Source organism: Isachenkonia alkalipeptolytica (assembly GCF_009910325.1).
GTDB lineage: Bacteria > Bacillota > Clostridia > Peptostreptococcales > T1SED10-28 > Isachenkonia > Isachenkonia alkalipeptolytica.
The window spans coordinates 171,014-187,442 of the sequence record NZ_SUMG01000002.1; the positions used below are offsets into that span (position 1 = coordinate 171,014).

General features: G+C 46.3%; 18 protein-coding genes. 7 read left to right on the plus strand and 11 right to left on the minus strand.

The annotated features are described in order from the left end of the window. The first annotated feature begins 169 nt into the window (after positions 1-169). Positions 170-1,321 (plus strand): replication initiator protein A, encoded by a 1,152-nt coding sequence (locus ISALK_RS02545; protein WP_160718714.1) that lies wholly within the window; start codon positions 170-172, stop codon positions 1,319-1,321. A 25-nt stretch (positions 1,322-1,346) separates the two neighbouring features. On the opposite strand, the gene ISALK_RS02550 is transcribed toward ISALK_RS02545, so the two are convergent. Together ISALK_RS02550 and ISALK_RS02555 are read right to left on the minus strand one after the other, a co-directional pair. Next, entirely contained in the window at positions 1,347-2,300 is a 954-nt protein-coding gene (locus ISALK_RS02550; protein WP_201756823.1) for a 3'-5' exoribonuclease YhaM family protein, read from the minus strand. 53 nt (positions 2,301-2,353) lie between these two features. Further along, a complete protein-coding gene (locus ISALK_RS02555) occupies positions 2,354-2,761 on the minus strand; it encodes a hypothetical protein (protein ID WP_160718716.1) in 408 nt (135 codons plus the stop codon). Positions 2,762-3,001: 240 nt separating this feature from the next. On the opposite strand from ISALK_RS02555, the gene ISALK_RS02560 reads away from it, so the two are divergent. Next, entirely contained in the window at positions 3,002-3,559 is a 558-nt protein-coding gene (locus ISALK_RS02560; RefSeq protein WP_160718718.1) for a rubrerythrin family protein, read from the plus strand. An 88-nt stretch (positions 3,560-3,647) separates the two neighbouring features. Here the strand turns inward: ISALK_RS02560 and ISALK_RS02565 are convergent, their stop codons facing one another. Next, positions 3,648-4,544, minus strand: coding sequence for a phosphatidylserine decarboxylase (locus ISALK_RS02565; protein WP_160718720.1), 897 nt, complete (start codon positions 4,542-4,544; stop codon positions 3,648-3,650). Between the two features lie 12 nt (positions 4,545-4,556). Next, a complete protein-coding gene (locus ISALK_RS02570) occupies positions 4,557-5,108 on the minus strand; it encodes a GNAT family N-acetyltransferase (RefSeq protein ID WP_160718722.1) in 552 nt (183 codons plus the stop codon). A 198-nt stretch (positions 5,109-5,306) separates the two neighbouring features. On the opposite strand from ISALK_RS02570, the gene ISALK_RS02575 reads away from it, so the two are divergent. The 5 genes from ISALK_RS02575 to ISALK_RS02595 all read left to right on the plus strand — a co-directional run bounded on the left by ISALK_RS02575 (position 5,307) and on the right by ISALK_RS02595 (position 9,708). Continuing rightward, entirely contained in the window at positions 5,307-6,614 is a 1,308-nt protein-coding gene (locus tag ISALK_RS02575; protein ID WP_201756824.1) for a dicarboxylate/amino acid:cation symporter, read from the plus strand. Between the two features lie 146 nt (positions 6,615-6,760). Next, positions 6,761-6,976: a PLDc N-terminal domain-containing protein gene (locus ISALK_RS02580; RefSeq protein WP_236660244.1), complete on the plus strand. Its 216-nt coding sequence runs from the start codon at positions 6,761-6,763 to the stop codon at positions 6,974-6,976. Between the two features lies 1 nt (position 6,977). Next, complete coding sequence (locus tag ISALK_RS02585) at positions 6,978-7,895, plus strand: ABC transporter ATP-binding protein (RefSeq protein WP_160718728.1); 918 nt, start codon at positions 6,978-6,980, stop codon at positions 7,893-7,895. Further along, positions 7,892-8,659: a hypothetical protein gene (locus ISALK_RS02590; RefSeq protein WP_160718730.1), complete on the plus strand. Its 768-nt coding sequence runs from the start codon at positions 7,892-7,894 to the stop codon at positions 8,657-8,659. The genes ISALK_RS02585 and ISALK_RS02590 overlap by 4 nt, the downstream gene beginning before the upstream one ends. Positions 8,660-8,682: 23 nt before the next feature. Continuing rightward, positions 8,683-9,708 carry a D-cysteine desulfhydrase family protein gene (locus tag ISALK_RS02595; protein ID WP_160718732.1) on the plus strand — a complete coding sequence of 342 codons (1,026 nt, stop codon included), beginning with the start codon at positions 8,683-8,685 and terminating at the stop codon, positions 9,706-9,708. Here the strand turns inward: ISALK_RS02595 and ISALK_RS02600 are convergent. The 7 genes from ISALK_RS02600 to ISALK_RS02630 form a co-directional block, all read right to left on the minus strand. Continuing rightward, positions 9,680-9,868 (minus strand): CC/Se motif containing family, encoded by a 189-nt coding sequence (locus ISALK_RS02600; RefSeq protein WP_160718734.1) that lies wholly within the window; start codon positions 9,866-9,868, stop codon positions 9,680-9,682. The genes ISALK_RS02595 and ISALK_RS02600 overlap by 29 nt on opposite strands. Positions 9,869-10,155: 287 nt before the next feature. Continuing rightward, positions 10,156-10,458: a zinc ribbon domain-containing protein gene (locus ISALK_RS14910; protein WP_201756825.1), complete on the minus strand. Its 303-nt coding sequence runs from the start codon at positions 10,456-10,458 to the stop codon at positions 10,156-10,158. Continuing rightward, on the minus strand, positions 10,448-10,903 hold the full coding sequence (locus ISALK_RS02610) for a hypothetical protein (protein WP_160718736.1): 456 nt from the start codon (positions 10,901-10,903) through the stop codon (positions 10,448-10,450). Before ISALK_RS02610 ends, ISALK_RS14910 begins: the two co-directional genes overlap by 11 nt. After that, positions 10,893-11,450 (minus strand): RNA polymerase sigma factor SigY, encoded by a 558-nt coding sequence (gene sigY / locus ISALK_RS02615; protein ID WP_160718738.1) that lies wholly within the window; start codon positions 11,448-11,450, stop codon positions 10,893-10,895. Before sigY ends, ISALK_RS02610 begins: the two co-directional genes overlap by 11 nt. Positions 11,451-11,594: 144 nt before the next feature. Continuing rightward, positions 11,595-12,383 (minus strand): N-formylglutamate amidohydrolase, encoded by a 789-nt coding sequence (locus tag ISALK_RS02620; protein ID WP_160718740.1) that lies wholly within the window; start codon positions 12,381-12,383, stop codon positions 11,595-11,597. 108 nt (positions 12,384-12,491) lie between these two features. Further along, the gene (gene ggt, locus ISALK_RS02625; RefSeq protein ID WP_236660234.1) at positions 12,492-14,099 is read right to left on the minus strand and encodes a gamma-glutamyltransferase; all 1,608 of its coding nucleotides are present in this window, start codon (positions 14,097-14,099) and stop codon (positions 12,492-12,494) included. Positions 14,100-14,226: 127 nt separating this feature from the next. Then, positions 14,227-16,371: a M20/M25/M40 family metallo-hydrolase gene (locus ISALK_RS02630; RefSeq protein ID WP_160718744.1), complete on the minus strand. Its 2,145-nt coding sequence runs from the start codon at positions 16,369-16,371 to the stop codon at positions 14,227-14,229. Positions 16,372-16,429 lie beyond the last annotated feature (58 nt).

The following is a 16,429-nucleotide window of genomic DNA, read 5'->3' on the forward strand; positions in this document are numbered from 1 at the left end:
ATTACAAAAAAATACCTCTATTTTTCACTAAGGGTCTAATTTACTTTTACAATTAAGTTCTAAGAAGATTTTTTTGAATTTTCCAAATTACCTATTGTATTTTCAAATATTTTTGGTATAAGATACTGCCTTTTATTATCGAAGGTAAAAAAATACAAGGAGTGATGCTATGTCAAAGGGTAAAAATTCTATCGAAAGTCGGCTTTACAGTGTGGAGGACCGAAGTTCCATCCAGTTTTATCAGCTTTCCAAAGAGATCATCAACCATGAAAAGTATCGGGAGCTTTCCTTCGGGGCGAAGGTGCTTTATGCCATTTTTTTTGATCGCCTTCAATTGTCCATGATAAACAACTGGCGGGATAACCAGGGGCGGTACTACCTTCAATATAAGGTAAAACCCACCCAGGGAGATCTTCGAGCCTTCCATGAAAAGCCGCAATCGGAGCGGAGCTTAACGGAAGTTATGAATGCCAATTCGAAAACCGTAGGAAAATACAAAAAAGAACTGAAAGATGCGGAGCTCTTGATGGAAGTTAAAGAGGGGCTTGGAAGAGTTAGTCGTCTGTACTTGGCAAAACCGGAAACAGAGGAGCTGGCTCCCGCTGCCCCGGAAGCTAATACACCTCTCCTAGAGGACAATATGTCATCTCCGCAAACCATAAGTGAACACACCGGAGAGGGCAATATGTCTCCTCAAACAACCCAAAGTTTACACCTCAGTGAGGGCGATATGCCTCCTCAGACTACCCAACGTTTACACCCCGAAGGTGATATTTTGCCTTCTCAGAAGACCCAAAAGGTACTCCTTAGAGAAGAGATTATTTCCCCTCAGAAGGGCCGTAAATTACCCCCTAATAATACTGATCTTAGTAATACTGATTTAAGTGATACTGATTTTAATGATATCTATCGATCTACTGAAGAGCGCAGGAAAGAAAAAGAACACCCCCAAAGCCATCTACATAAATCCCCGGAGGAAGTCCATCAAGCCTTAATGGAAACCTACGGGAAAGAACTGCTAAGGGAGGGGATTGCCATTATCGAGACCAAACCGGTATCCACCTTCGGTTACGGGAAGTACCTTACCAAGGTCCTTGAAGACCTGTCGGGACGACGGGAAAGCCAAGGGCTTTATAAAGCTGCGGCAAATGTCCCGAGGGTTCCCTCCCCTTCCCACAAGACTCAACCTAGCTATCATCTGAAAGAAAGCCGGTACAAGAACATGTCCGAAGAGGAACTCAATGCCAAACTTCAAAGAAAAAGTGCAGCACTAAAAAAAGAACAGTCCTTTACAGACTGCTCCTTTAGTCAACTTCTTTGATATCCTTAATTCTAGCAGGGGCCCCCTACTTTTTATAATACCCCGTACCCATATTCCAAAGCTTCGGGGTAAAGGATTCTTCATCCTGGTTTTCATCCACGAAGGATAAGATGCTTTCAATGTCCCCGGAGAGTTTATCCGCCTGGTGAAGGATCTGGGCTTCAATGGTTTTGGGAAGGACGGGGGACCCCCATTCCAGGGCGCCGTGATGGCCCAACAGACCGTTTAAAATAATCAGTTTATCCTCTTCCCTAAATCCGTCAATAGTGTTGATGGTATTCAACACTTCATGACTGCCGAGGAAAATATGTCCCAGCATGATCCCCTCATCGGTTAAATCATTTTTCGGAAGGGGGGCGTATTCCTTAATCTTTGCCCAATCATGGAGGAAGGCTATGACCATGAGGCGGTCAATCTGCCGCTGGCTCAGCTTTTTCGTCTTGGCTACGGTCAAGCTGTATTTCAGCACTTCCAGGGTATGTTGCAGGATGCCGTGATAAAAGTTATGATGCACCTTCTTCGCCGCTGGATAGGTCATGAATTTTTCATAATAGGCCTCGGAGAAAACCAAGGCATCCAAGAGCTGCTGAAATTCCGGGGTTTCAATTTTTTCATAAAACACCCGGAGGCCCTTTTCCATATCCTCATAATCCCAGGTGCTGGTGGGAATCAGGTTTTGAACTTGGTATTCCCCCTTTGGCAGTTTTCGGACTTCTTTTACCGTCAACTGGAGCTGACCGTTGTATTCTCCCACGGCCCCTTTGATTTCCACGGGATCGTTGGCTTCGATTTCCTCAAAAATATGCTGGTATTTCTCATAATCCCAGCATTTTACCTCCATGATTTTTGATGCGTCCTGTACCGTAAGATCCGCATAGACTTTATCGGTTTTGGTTTTCTTTAACCGAACATCGGAAATCAGTACCACAAACTCCAGCACCTCATTGAGATGCTCCTTGGTAATTTCTTTTAATTGCAATAAACTCCCTCCTTCTGTGATCGATTGGTATTCTTTATTTTTTTGCCGCCTTCTTACTGTATAACATAATCAATTATTTCCAAAATGAAAGCCGCTCCCATTACCATAAATCCTCGATAAATTCCGATATTTCGCTGCTTACGCACTCGTTCCGCCTCTTCTTTTTTTGCTTTTTCCTCTTTTAAATTCCGGTTTTTTTTGATAATGCTTTCCAGTATTGCATAAATCCCCAGGGCCATTCCAATCATATATAAACTTCGATGTATGGTAAAAAGCAGAGGGTTCCCCATTATCAAGGCGTACAGTCCCGTGATGATAACTACGGAAAAAATCCAGATGGTGGCCTCCCGAAGGGTTCTTCCGGTAATGGACCAGAAGTTCTCTCCCTGGCTTTGCTTTTTGCTTTTCCCCGTTTTTTTTGTGTTCCCCTTCTTATTCCTGTTATTTTTGCTGCTGCCCATACCCTTCCTCCTCCCATTATATGTAGGGTGTTCTTTCGGAACCGTTATATCCCTTGAATAATTATTATATCGGTTTTTTCCCTCCTTGACTAGAAGGGATTCTATGGTATACTTTTTTTACTTATATCTTCACTGCCGGATTTTCCAACTTAATTTGATTATTATACCGGCCTTGGGGTATAGGTAACTTGTGTGCGAAATTGTATGCAAAATCAACTAATAATGAAGGAGAGATGTTTTATGAATCCAATGACTGCTGAAAATTTAAAATCCGCCTTTGGTGGAGAGTCCATGGCTCACATGCGTTATATCTACTGGGGAAAGGCCGCCGTAAAAGAAGGCTATCCCAATGTAGGAAACCTTTTTGATGCCGTAGCTTACGCCGAACAGGTACATGCAGGCAATCATTTCCGGGAGCTTCGCAAGGAAGTAGGAGACGCTTCCGTAACTGCGGGAGCCGGTTTTGGCCTTACCAACACCTCGGAAAATCTTCAAGGAGCCATTGACGGGGAAAACCACGAAGTGGAGCAAATGTATCCCGCCTTTATTTCCGTGGCCAATATGCAAGATGAAAAGGGAAGCATTCGATCCTTTGAGTTTGCCTTAGAAGCGGAAAAGACCCACGCCGAGCTTTTCGGTAAAGCCAAGGAAGCGGTGGACGCCAATAAGGACTTCGACCAAAGTACGGTTCATGTTTGTGACGTCTGTGGTTACACCATAACCGGTGCCCTGGAAGATGACTGTCCCATCTGCAAAGCCCGAACCGAAATGTTCACCACCTTTGCCACAAAGAATTAATTTTTTCCGGCTTTGCAGTAAATCGTAACATTCAATAAAATTCAATGAAAGACGAAGACCTCACTGGGATCTTCGTCTTTTTTACGGCTCACTCCGGTTTCTCTCCGATCCCTTGCCCCATATAAACCTTTGTTTCCATACCCTGTTGGGTATGCTCCAGTAAATCTTTATGGATTTTCACTTCCCCCGGTTTGAAAAACAGGATCACCGTGGAACCTCCGAAGGCAAAGTATCCCTTTTCCTCCCCCTTTTTTACCGGTTGATTTTCTGTTGCGGTCTGCACAATGGTGCCTACACAGGTAGCCCCGATTTCTATGTATAGCATCTCTCCAAAATTCTGGGATCGAAACTTAGTCACCGCCCGTTTATTCTGTACATACAGTCGGATGATTTTCTCTAAAGCCATGGGATTTACGGAACTGTACTGCCCTTTAATCTCCTTTGTATGCCCCATAACTCCGCTGTCGGGAAAATGGAAACGATGATAATCACTGGGGGCGAGGCGGATAATGATCTTGCTTCCCCCCTGGTAAACCTCTGCCAGGGTTTTATCTCCGATCAGTTCTGCCAGGCTGTAGCTTAGCCCCTTGATTTGAACCACCTGTTCCCGATCAATGTTCTCGTAGGCGAAGAGTTTCCCGTCCGCCGGAGATACCAGGGTTTTGGCGTCCTGCTCTACGGGTCTTGCCTCTTTTTTCAATTTCCGGGTGAAAAAATCATTGAAACTATGGTAATCCCCGGGTTTTTCCCGCTCCGCCTCCTTAAGATTAATCCCCTGATTCTCAACAAAGCTTTTGATTTTTCTTTTGCTAAAGGACCAGTCCTGGCTTATCCCGTAAAGCTTGGAAAACCATTTTCGTTTGACCAGGGTCCCCAGGGTAAGTTTTCCCAGTCGATTCCCATAAATCCACTGCAAAAATACCTTTCCCGGAACCTTTTCCTCTTTGACTTCTCCGGTTTTTCGCTCAATATACTCAATCTTCATATTTTCACTCCATTACCTGTTTTTTTCTTCCCATTCCCGCTTAATCATACTATAGACCTGATGATCCACATAATGATCATACAGCCACTCCACCTCACGCAGCACCCCTTCTTTTTGAAACCCCAGTTTCTCGGGAATCTGCTGACTGGAGAAGTTCTCCGCGGCACATCGTATTTCAATCCGGTGAATATCCCACTCCATAAAGGCATATTCCACCAAGGCTTTGGTGCTGCGAATAGCCAAACCCTTTTTCTGATATTTCTTCCCCAACCAGTAGCCGATGGCTACCGAACGGTTCTGGCTACTGAAGTTATGAAATCCCACCAGTCCCGCCAGTTCATCCTTCACCCGGATGCTGCTTTGAAATCCGTGGCCTTCAATCATTTTACTCTGCACCACTTTGATATAATGCTTGGTATCCTGAAGGCTGTTCACACTGTCCACCCACCCGAGCCAGGTTTTCAGGTGTCCCCGATTTTCCTGAATCAGCCGGTACAGCTTCGGCGCATCTTTTAGTTCCAGCAACCTCATTTCAACTTCCCGGTCAATCGGATAATAAAACATGGGCTTTCCCCCCTCCTTTCATGATTACCGAAGCCCCCAAGGGGACCTTGACAAAGTATTCCTGCAAAACTTTTTTTAGTTCCCTTGATTATATCATGAAAATTCTTTTAAAGAAAAACGAAAGTTTATTGTACTTAGGTCTGGAGTTTGATATAATTAATTGAATATTCAAATATTTTACTTTAAAGGAGGTTGTTTATGGCAAATCAACAAGGTTTTTTCAAACGTTACTTATCTATACCTTTTATTCAGAGAATGGGAATCGCCTTCGTATTAGGTATCATTGTAGGTCTTATTGTGGGGGAACCCATTACCGTGATCGAGCCCCTGGGAACCTTATTCCTAAGACTGCTTCAAATGGTGGTTATCCCCATCGTCATCTTTACCCTGATTACCGCTATGAAAAAGCTTACCCCCAATCAACTGGGTCGTGTAGGTGGACAAACTTTAGTGCTGTATATCTTAACCACGGCGATAGCCATCGTTATCGGACTGACTATGGCCAACCTTTTCAGCCCGGGAACCGGTCTTACCTTACCGGGAGACTTTACCATGGATCCCTCGGAAGCACCGGGAATGATTGATGTATTCTTAAACCTTGTGCCCAGTAATGTATTCCGAGCCATGGCGGATGCGGAAATTCTTCAGGTACTGGTCTTTGCTATTATCTTTGGCATCGGTATGGCCTTCCTTCGAGAGACCGCCACTCCGGAAATACAAAAAGGCGTGGATACCATTTTCAGCATCACAGAAACCGGTTCCGAAGTTATGTTTAAAATCGTTCGGGGGGTTATGGAGTATGGTGTTATCGGAGTTTTCGCCCTCCTTGCTACAACTTTTGGAAATGCGGGCCCGGAAGCTTTAGTGGATTTCGGCATATTAATCGCCGCCTTTGTCATCGGTGTGGCCCTTCATATTTTCTTAGTATACGGCTTGATACTGAACACCCTGATTTTGAAAAAATCCCCCCTGCGATTTCTCAGCGGTGCCAAGGAAGCATTACTCATGGCCTTTGCAACCCGTTCCAGTGCAGGCGTGCTACCGATTACCATGAAAACTGCGGAGGATAATTTAAAGATTGACGAGAGTATTTATTCCTTCACCTTACCCCTAGGGGCTACCATTAACATGGACGGTACCGCCATGTACCAAGGGGTTGCCGCGATTTTCGCCGCCAACCTGATCGGCGAGAGTCTAAGCCTTGCTCAACAACTGACCATTGTAACCACCACGGTACTGGCCAGTATCGGAACTGCCGGTGTGCCGGGAGCGGGTCTGATCATGCTCTCTATGGTTCTTACACAGCTCGGACTGCCTCTGGGTGTTGTGGCCTTTGTCGCCGGAGTGGATCCGATTCTGGATGCTTTTAGAACCATGAACAACATTGCCGGAGACTTATCCGTAACCAGTGTGGTTGCCAAGTGGAATAACAAAATTGATTTAAATGCCGGCGCCTGGGTTGGCGAAGCGGAAAAGATCCCGGTGGATACGAAAAAGAAAGAATAGCTTCATACCCTTTGCTTCCCACAAGCATCCCTTACTTTCCGGGGATGCTTTTTTTTCTTCCGGGTTTTATATTTCTTTTTAAAAAAATGAACTTCTTTCCACTTTTTTTCGTTTTATTAATAAAGAAATCGGAGGTTGATTCAGTGATGCAGGAATTTTTCGGAAATCTGGAAACCATGGAAATTGTTTTAATGATTGTCCCCTTAGTGCTATTGGAGCTGGGTTTGAAGATTTTATGCTTTTCCATCATCGGCAATCGGGGGGTACGTAACCTCTCCGAACTATGGTGGGTTGCCATCGTGCTTTTGATAAACACCCTGGGGCCTATCGCCTTTTTACTATTCGGACGAAAGGAGCACTAACATGATACAGGTGAAAAACTTACAAAAACAATTCGGAAAACATGAGGTTCTGAAGGGCATCGATTTTTCCATTCAGCCCGGAGAAATCTACGGATTCCTGGGCCAGAACGGTGCGGGGAAAACCACCACCATGAACATTCTTACAGGTCTTACCTCCTATAGAGAGGGAGAAATCATCATTGACGGACTCCCCCTACAGAGCAACATCGAAAAACTGCAAAAAATCATCGGCTATCTTCCCGAGGACCCTCAGTTCTACCCTTATATGAAGGGGATCGAGTACCTGGAATACATCGGAAAGATCAGCGGCTATCCTAGGGAAGACATTGACCAGAGAAACCGGGAACTCTTACAACTGGTGGACTTAACGGAAGCCGCCTCAAGAAAAATCGGCGGTTATTCCCGGGGGATGCGGCAACGGCTGGGGCTTGCGGTATCGGTTTACAACCGTCCGAAGATTTTATTTCTTGACGAACCATCCTCGGCCCTGGATCCCCAGGGTAGACGGGAGCTTTTGGACATCATCCTGGGCCTCAAGGATGAAAAGACCACGATTTTTCTGTCCACCCACATTCTAAGCGATGTGGAAAAAATCTGTGACCGCATTGCCATTCTCCACGAAGGCACCATCCATTTGGAAGAACGTCTGGAAGTCCTCCAGGAAAGATACCTGCAGCCGGTCTATGAGATTCAATGGGAGGGCAATTGCAGCGCCCTTAAGGAGCCCCTCCTGCAGCAGTCCTGGGTGGATAAAATCAATATCAATAACAATCATATGACCCTTTATGTTCATGATCGAAAAAAAGCTCAGGGAAAGCTGTTGGAAGTCCTCAGTGAATTTTCCCTGCCGATGATTTCCCTGTCCCTGAAACGCTCCAGTCTGGAAGATATTTTTGTGAAGGTGGTGAATGGAAAATGAAAAACTTTTCCGCTTATTTTAAAAAAGAGATGCTTGAAAATCTAAGAACCTATCGATTATTAATCCTTTTCATCGCCTACATCCTCTTCGGGCTGATGGAGCCGATACTGTACCGCATGCTTCCCATGATTCTTGAAAGTGAAGGCTTTGATCCTGCCATGATGGGGATGATGGATACCTCCCAGCAGGGACTTCTCCGGAGCTATATGGCCAATCTTTCCCAGATCGGACTGATTGTGGTAACCCTGACGATTATGGGAACCCTTTCCCAGGAGCTACAACGAAAATACTGGATTCTTCCCCGAAGCAAAGGGGGAAGTGCCACAACCCTGGTTTTATCAAAATTTCTCCTCTACGGAACCGGCCTTGGGATTGCCACCCTGGTGGGTTTTATGGTTAATAATTTTTACGGCCGGATGCTCTTTGAATACACCGGCCTCGATCTCCCGGGAGTGCTGCAAGGGGCCTTGCTTTTTGCTCTGTACTTTATTTTTCTGTTATCCCTATTGTTTTTTTTCATCAGTCTCATCCAAAAAGGCATCCCCTCTGTACTGTTGACCCTGTTTGTTTCCTTTTTGGTTTTTCCTCTGTTGAATAATTTCAGTGCCTTGCAAAATTTCCTTCCCTACGGTTTAATAGAGGAGAGCGCGAAATTTTTCTTTGACTGGTCTTCCCTGGCTCCGGTGTTGGTAAGTACGCTTGTCTTAACCGCCCTCTGCCTGTTGGGAACCATTCGACGGATCAAGACCATGGAAATTCTGTAAACCGAAATTGTAAGGAGGTCATTATGCCAACCAAACGATCCTATGCCACGTTGCCTACAAAAATTGAAAAGCTTGATCGATTAAGCAAGTCCTTAGAGGGTCCCGAAATCTATATCAAAAGAGATGATCAAACGGGACTGGAGTTTTCCGGAAATAAAATTCGAAAGCTGGAATACTTAATGGAAGAAGCCTTACAGGAAGGGGCCGATGCCCTGATTACCTGCGGCGCCATCCAGTCCAACCACTGTCGGGCCACCGCCGCTCTTGGGGCTAAACTGGGGATTCCCGTATATTTGGTGCTCAAAGAAAACCGGGAACCGGAAATGATCGGCAATTATTTGCTGGATCATCTATTCGGAGCGGATATTCAGCGGATCAGCGAAGCCGACTATCAGCATCGCCGGGGGGAAATCCTGGAGGAGCTGGCCACCCAATTAAAACAGGAAGGCAAAACCCCCTACATCATTCCCGAAGGAGCCTCTAACGGTCTCGGTTGCTTCGGCTACCGGGATGTGATTGAGGAAATTCAACAGCAGGAAAAGGCCCTGGGCTTTTCCTTTGACACCGTGGTTGTGCCTACGGGCTCCGGTTCCACCTTGGGAGGGCTGATTTTAGGAAAGGCGATGTATGACTACCCGGGGGAAATCATCGGCTTTAATATCGCCGCCGACGCCAAAACCTTTCAACATCGGATATCTCTTATACTTCAAGAAGCGATCCCTTACATTGATACCCATATCCCGGATACCCATATCCCGGATACCCATATCCCGGAGGCTGACCACCCTTTGTTCGCACCGGAGAACATTCAAATCATTGACGGCTATGTGGGCGAGGGTTACGGAAAGAGTCGAAAGGTAGAGTGGCATTTCCTGCAACATATTGCCCGGTCCGAGGGAATTCTCCTGGATCCCGTTTATACGGGGAAAGCGCTATACGGTTTGACAGAAGAAATCAAAAAAGGAACCTTTGACAACACTCAAAGGATCCTTTTCATTCATACCGGGGGGGTCTTCGGGCTTATACCACCTTCAACCCCTCTACGGTAAGCTTTTTCCATTTCAATAACTGTGCTACATCGATGTGGATTTTTTCATCCTCCAACGCCTTATCCAATTCCGCTTTTTTGCTGATATACATCGTAATTCCCTGAATTTCATACTTTTGATAATCTTCCAGATTATCCTTGCCCTCGCTAAAGTCAATCACCGGGACATAGCGAAAGCCGCTGTGGCATCAGCCTTTTTTATCGTATCGGATGATAACGGGTTTATTCACTTCTAGGGCGTACTCTTTAGCTTTTTCCGTTATTTCAATCTTCACTGTTCTCACCTTCTTTTTGAAGTTCTTTACCGGGGTTTTCCCCCGGTTACCTGAGGCCTGTTGCAAAGCTCTGAGACTCCATTTAAGCTCTATTTAGTTTTTAGCTATTTAGTTTCTATTTATAAACATTGATACCCATATAATCAATTTTCATTGATGCTATGGGTATCTTTTTATTTTCCTTTTTCCTCCATTCGATTCCCGGGAATTTCTTCACCGCAGTAACTGCAGTACACCGCCTTTTCCTCCACCATCCCTTCGCAGTGGGGGCAGGTTTTTTTCTTTTTGATGATTCTTGTGACCACCAGGTAAATCAGCAAATTTGTGGGGGTGTTCAGCAGTCCGAAAATTCCCCAGATCCAGGGATATTCCCTTCGTTTTTTTGCGTCGTAAAACATCCAGGAGCCTTGGAGGAGCAAAACACTCCCCAGTAATACCCAAAGGATCACCGGTACCTCGGATAAATCATGAGCCATAAATATCACGTCCCCGCTGTCGATTCTTTTCAAGGGCTCCCAGAATAGGAATGATCAATGGAAACAATATCAGCCCAGTCAATTGCACCTGGATAAAGGAGGGGCCGATGCCGTAGTAAAAGAGGCTGCCCATGGCAAGCAAAAGGAAAAGAGCCACCGCGGGAAAAGCTCCCAGTTCTTTTAACATCCGTCTTTTATCCCGGCTTTCCCCTCTCCGGACCCCTTCTTCCCGAACCTTATCCTCCAGGGTCCGGATGAAAGCCTCCGATGCTTGAAACTCCAGGGGCTCCCTCGGCAGTTCCTGCTCTATTGTCCCCAGTTTCTCATAATACCCCTGACATGCCCTGCACTGCCGGACATGATCAAAATCCCAGTTCTTTTCTTCTTGTTCTTCATAAAACCAGTCCAGCATTTTCTCCTGGTTTTTTCTACATTTAGAATCCATCCAACCCCTCCTCTTCCATGACCCTTCGGATATCCTCTATGCTGTTATGTAACCTTGAACGTATAGTGCCGATGGGGCACTGTTCGATTTCTGCAATCTCCTTGTAGGAGTATCCGTAATAATGCTTCAAAATAAACACACTGCGTTTTTCCCGACTGAGCGTTCCTAAGGTCTCTCGCATTTTCTCAAAGGTTAAACCACTGATCACATGGTCTTCCGCACTGGCCTCTTGGTTTCCCACCCTGTTTTTTTCCACGGAATCATATTCTTCATAGTTTCGAAGATTTTTGTTTTTACGCAAATAATCAAAGTAGAGATTTTTTCCGATAACAATCAACCAGGTGCTGAACTTTCCCCGGGGCTCATAGTCCTGAATTTTGGTCACCGCTTTTAACAGGGTCTCCTGGGTAAGGTCCTCCGCCAGTTCCTTCTGTAGGGTGAGCTTGATTAAATAGCCCTTCAGTATTGAATAATTGTCCAGAAGAAGCTGATTCAACGCCGAATTATGGCCCGCCTGGGCTTTTTTTATCAATTCCCGTTCCGTCATATTACCCTCTCCCTAAATATAACGTGCCTGCCGGCAAAAAGTTCATTTTAAAAGATGACAAAAACTCCGTCCCGCTGTCATCCGCTGTCCCGCTGTCAGGATGACAGCGGGACGGAGTTTTTGTCATCTTCAGCTTATTTTTCGTTACAGCTTCAGTCCTTTGATTCCGTTGAAAATCCCATGACTCAGCATATCTACCCGTTCCCGGTGCTCCCCTCGGGGAGTGGAAGTTATCGGTCCTTTGGGGGGAAGATAAAGACTCCGGTTTACCTCCAGTTGAATCCAGGGCACCCCCTTTTTCATTCCAAAATAGCGGGTGATATAGCCCCCGGTAAAGGGATTGTTGATCTGTACGCTTTCCTTTCCGAACTCCCCCTCTAGCAATTCTTTAAAGGCCAACAGCATTTCCGGCGGTGCACTCAGGGGGGCCTTTACCCACTCCCCTTTGAGACCTCCCCGATTGCTGATGCAAAACAGGGGTCTTTTTTTCGCCCTTTTATCAAAGGGATCCTCGGGGAGCATACTGTGACAATCTATCCCAAGCTTTATTTCCGGATTCTCCAGAGCTTTTAAAACCTTTTGGTAATAAGGATCGTAGTATTTTTCAATCAAGGTCCTGCGCAGGTTTTCCTCCGGTCCCCGGGGATTTTTCCATACGGGATTCAAAAACACGGATTTGCTCTTTACCACACCGTCAAAATTTTTCGGAGGCAGATCCTCCTTTTCTCGATTTAAATCGATCACCACCCGGGGGATTTCCGTATCCACCAAGGCCAAGACCTTCTTTTTGTAATCAAAAATGTCCCGGGTCCAGGTATCCCCGTCCCGTAAAACTTCCTGTTCCTCCAGCTGAAAGCTTTCCCGGGCCTCCTTCGGCACAACACTTCCCCCATGGGGTATGGATATTATAACCGGTAATCTTTCCTTATTCAATTTTTTCTCTCCTCTCAGCCTGTCCGGTTCCCATTTTACAAACCTGCCTGTTTCCTAAGGGTTTCTCCTCTACGCCTTATCCCCTACCGCTTATGAGACGTCCTTTTTTCACTCCGGTCCCTTCGCCGCTCCGTCCCTTCTCGGGTCTGCCACCCCATAAAATTGGTATCCGTTCTTTTTATGAGGCAGTTCAATTCCCTGGACACAACCGAGATAAAAGCTGTAGGATCCCCGGCGGCGGATATCGAATCCCGTTTCCTCAAAGGTGCTTTCAATTTCCCTGGAAAACCGCTTTTTCTCCAGCTGCATTTTTTTCAGGTCCGAGGTATGAAACCGGGGCTCTTCAATAGCCCGGGAGAGATCCTGTTTTCCATCGAGATACCGAAGAAGGACTTGACTGAGGGCCGTGGAGATCCGCTCACTTCCCGGACTGCCCAGTACCAGCAAAGGCTTTTTTCTGGAAGTGACAATGGTGGGGGCCACGCTGCTCCAGGGTTTGTTTCCCGGAAGCAGATAATAGGGATGGGTTCGGTCCTTGTACTCAAAGGCGCTCATGTAATTATTATAAAAAAAGCCTAACCCCTGAGCCGTTCGTTTGGCACCGAAAACCAATTCAATGGATTGGGTTACCGCCACGATATTCCCTTCCCCGTCCGCCACGGAAAAGTGAGTGGTCTCTCCGGAAGTATCCGGCGGAAGATGACTGACCGTCTCGGAATATTTATCAATGATTCTGCGAATATTCTCCGTGACCTCCCGACTGTACTTTTTGTTGGTCATTTTGCGAGCCGACTGTTGAAAGTAAATATCGGGATTTTGAGGCATCTGTTTTCGGTCTCTGAGAGTCAGCTGAAAAGCCAGGGCTAAAATAAGGCTTCCGTAAGGGCTGTCCAAGTCAATGTCCTCTTCCGTGAAATTTTCTAAAATATTCAGGATCTGCATCAATACCCGTCCTGCTCCCGGAGGCGGGAAAGTAATGATACCGTATTTCCGGTATTTGCCTTCCAAAACCGGGCGCTCGATAGGTATCGGTATTTGACTTAAATCCTCGGCGGTAAGCAGTCCTCCCCGGGCCTCCATATCCCTAATGATTTCCTTTCCGATCTCCCCGGTGTAAAAGTCCTGCCAACCCTTTTCCCCCATGCGTCCCATCATCTTCCCTAGTTCCGGCTGGATAAGAATCTCTCCGGCTTTCAGGGGTTTTCCCTGGGGAAGAAAATTTTCCTTGGCTTGGGGATCCTTCTTCAACTCCTCTTTGCTCCGTTCAATTAACGAGTGAATCAAGGGGGTGACGGGAAAGCCCTTGGTTGCCATTTTGATTGCGGGAGCCAACAGTTCCTTTAAGGGCAGGGTACCGTAGTTATCCGACAAATAGCCGTAAAACGCCGGTGTGGACGGAAGGGTGGTGGCTTTAAGTCCCAGTTTCAGCGGTTTTTTCGGCATATCCTTCGGTTGAAAATGATAGGGAGCGATAGACGAACCGTCCAGGGCAAAATACCGTTTTTCTGCCGCGAGATACACCACCGCCATGGACTGTCCCCCGATGCCCGATGCTTGGGGCTCCGTAACTCCTAAGCAATAGGATACCGCCGTGGCGGCATCGAAGGCATTTCCCCCCTTAGCCAAAATTTCTGCTCCCACTTCCGTCGCCTGCTTTGAAGCCGATGAAACCATTCCGTTTTTACTACGATAAACCGGCGCCTGTTTTTTCTCCATAACCATCCCTCTTTCTTAGTTTTCTCCTCTTCCAAGGTCTATTCTTCTTTTCCATAAATTATTGTAGACTAAGAACGCCTACCCCTTATAGGTAGACGTTTTACTGCCGGTATGGATTTGATTCAACCTATTCTTTGAGTAAAAACTGACTGATCAATAAGGTCTTTTGCACCAGTTCCGTTCGACTGATGGATTCCTCCGGTGTGTACAGGTTTTTCGAACTTGGAGCCATGCCGCAAACCACGGCACAGTCCTTGCTGACCACCCCCGCGGCGGAAGGAAGCAAGGTGGATTCCGCTTCAAAGGGAATCTTCCACTTTTCACTAATTTCCTGGAACTCCCTTATCAGCCCTTCACTTTCTTTGGTCTTCAGCATCGGCGGCCGTTCTTCCAGTTTCTCGATAAAGGTTTTAATGCCTTTTTTCTTCGTTTGAAAAAGTTTTCGTACCCGGGATTCCACTTTTTTCGCCTGTTCCTCATCAATATAGGTGATGAAAATATTGGCCCCCACCCGGTGGGGAATCAGCATGCTGTATCGGCTGGACTGAATATCCTGGATCGCTACGGTCAGGTATTTGTTTTCTTTATCGATCTTTTTAATATCCACGGACTTATCCAACAAAAAGTCCAGGGCATTGGACGCGGTGGTTTGGCTTCCGATCCTCAGGGAGCTTCCCTCCACCACCACTTTTAATTTTATGGTTCCCCTTCGCTGGTTCACCACTTTATTATCATTATAGCCGGGATGCATGACAATGATGTTTCTCGCTCTCTTGCTTATTTTTTTTAAAACCTCGGAACTGTAGCGCATCCCTAAGCCTTCATCCCCATAAACAAACACTCCAAAATTGCCATCCTCCATCCGACCTAGGTGTTTCAGTGCATCCAAGGCTTTCAGCACCGAGATCAGCCCTGCCCGGCTAGAGGCAATCCCCTCGCCGTAAAGATTTTCCGGCTCTTTCCTAAAGGGTATGGGATAGGCTCCCCGGTTTCCCGGGATATCCATGGGGATCACAAATACAGTTCCCTCTTGGAATCCCTTTTTACCGGTCCAAAACCATGCGGCTTTTCCATCGGTGTAGTGGGCGTTCTTTTTCAACTTTAACTTTCTCAGTCGATAATCCAGTTTTCGTATAAAAGCCTGCTTGCTTACGGGATCGTCGGTGGCGGTGTACATATTGGTCCAGGAACGAAGTTCACTTTCCATGCTGTCACGATTTTGAGTGATATAGGAAAAAGCCGTGCTTTCATAGTCCTGTACCCCGTCTCCCGGTCCCTCCAGAATAGAACCGAAGTACCGCTGGGAGGCCACTTCTATTAATCGTTGCACCAATTTATTATAAGGAAGGCCCATTTTTTCCGCCGCATAAACATAGGAGGCGGTGGGGGCCAGGCTTGCCATGGAGTTTACTTCCAGCACATAGGGATTGCCCTGTTCATCGATTCGAAAATCCACCCGGGCGCTGTCATAACAGTCCAAGGCTTTAAAGGTTCGAATGGCCAATGTCTTTACCTTTTCTTCCAGTTCCGGAGTCAACTTCGCCGGACATTCCCGTCCCACGCTTCTTCCGCTTTTCTGGGTTTTATCCTCAAAGGTGAAAATTTTCTCCCCTTCTCCAAAAATCAGCTCCACGGGAGGCAGGGCTTCCACTTCTTCATTTCCCAGAAGACCGATATTGATCTCCCGCCCTTCAATGTATTCTTCCACTAAGGTCGGGGCTTTAAACTCATTGTAGATATTTTCCACCCCCGCCTGTAATTCTTCGGGATTTCGAACGATTTTCAAGCCGAAGGACACCGCTTCACTTTTGGGTTTTACAATTAAGGGGTAGGTTAATTTTTCCCGGAGTTCATCCTTGGGGTTTTCCAAAACCGCAAATTTCGGTGTAGGGATCCCCCTTTGCAAAAGAATCATTTTTGTAATTACCTTATCCAGGGCGATGGCATGGGTCTCGGGATTGGAGCCTACATAGGGTATCCCCAGCATCTCCAGAATCCCGGGAATGTGCATATACCGTCCTTTGCCTTGTATTCCATAGCTTAAATTAAACACCAGTCCCGGTCTTTCTCCCGAAACCACCCGGGGCATGAACTCTTCCAGTTTCCGAATAATGTTTTTATCCCCTTCAAAGGTTTCCACCTGATGACCGTGTTCCACTAAGGCGGATTCCACCATGGAAATGGTGTTCAGCCCATATTTTTCTTTGTTGGGAATTCCAAAAAGATTGATCACCGCTTGGCTCTCTCGATTGTAGACAATGGCAATTTTCATATGCATCTTCCTTTGCAATTTTTCGGTAGTTTTGGAAAAATTCCAACAACTTTTCCGT

Coding starts and splice junctions, on each gene's coding strand:
- ISALK_RS02595 (WP_160718732.1), top strand. CDS start 8,683: ATGCCAACCAAACGATCCTATGCCACGTTGCCTACAAAAATTGAAAAG.
- ISALK_RS02570 (WP_160718722.1), bottom strand. CDS start 5,108: ATGTTTTATTATCCGATTGACCGGGAAGTTGAAATGAGGTTGCTGGAA.
- ggt (WP_236660234.1), bottom strand. CDS start 14,099: ATGGAGAAAAAACAGGCGCCGGTTTATCGTAGTAAAAACGGAATGGTT.
- ISALK_RS14910 (WP_201756825.1), bottom strand. CDS start 10,458: ATGGCTCATGATTTATCCGAGGTACCGGTGATCCTTTGGGTATTACTG.
- ISALK_RS02565 (WP_160718720.1), bottom strand. CDS start 4,544: ATGAAGATTGAGTATATTGAGCGAAAAACCGGAGAAGTCAAAGAGGAA.
- ISALK_RS02580 (WP_236660244.1), top strand. CDS start 6,761: ATGCAGGAATTTTTCGGAAATCTGGAAACCATGGAAATTGTTTTAATG.
- ISALK_RS02560 (WP_160718718.1), top strand. CDS start 3,002: ATGAATCCAATGACTGCTGAAAATTTAAAATCCGCCTTTGGTGGAGAG.
- ISALK_RS02585 (WP_160718728.1), top strand. CDS start 6,978: ATGATACAGGTGAAAAACTTACAAAAACAATTCGGAAAACATGAGGTT.
- ISALK_RS02555 (WP_160718716.1), bottom strand. CDS start 2,761: ATGGGCAGCAGCAAAAATAACAGGAATAAGAAGGGGAACACAAAAAAA.
- sigY (WP_160718738.1), bottom strand. CDS start 11,450: ATGACGGAACGGGAATTGATAAAAAAAGCCCAGGCGGGCCATAATTCG.
- ISALK_RS02590 (WP_160718730.1), top strand. CDS start 7,892: ATGAAAAACTTTTCCGCTTATTTTAAAAAAGAGATGCTTGAAAATCTA.
- ISALK_RS02545 (WP_160718714.1), top strand. CDS start 170: ATGTCAAAGGGTAAAAATTCTATCGAAAGTCGGCTTTACAGTGTGGAG.
- ISALK_RS02610 (WP_160718736.1), bottom strand. CDS start 10,903: ATGGATTCTAAATGTAGAAAAAACCAGGAGAAAATGCTGGACTGGTTT.
- ISALK_RS02630 (WP_160718744.1), bottom strand. CDS start 16,371: ATGAAAATTGCCATTGTCTACAATCGAGAGAGCCAAGCGGTGATCAAT.
- ISALK_RS02575 (WP_201756824.1), top strand. CDS start 5,307: ATGGCAAATCAACAAGGTTTTTTCAAACGTTACTTATCTATACCTTTT.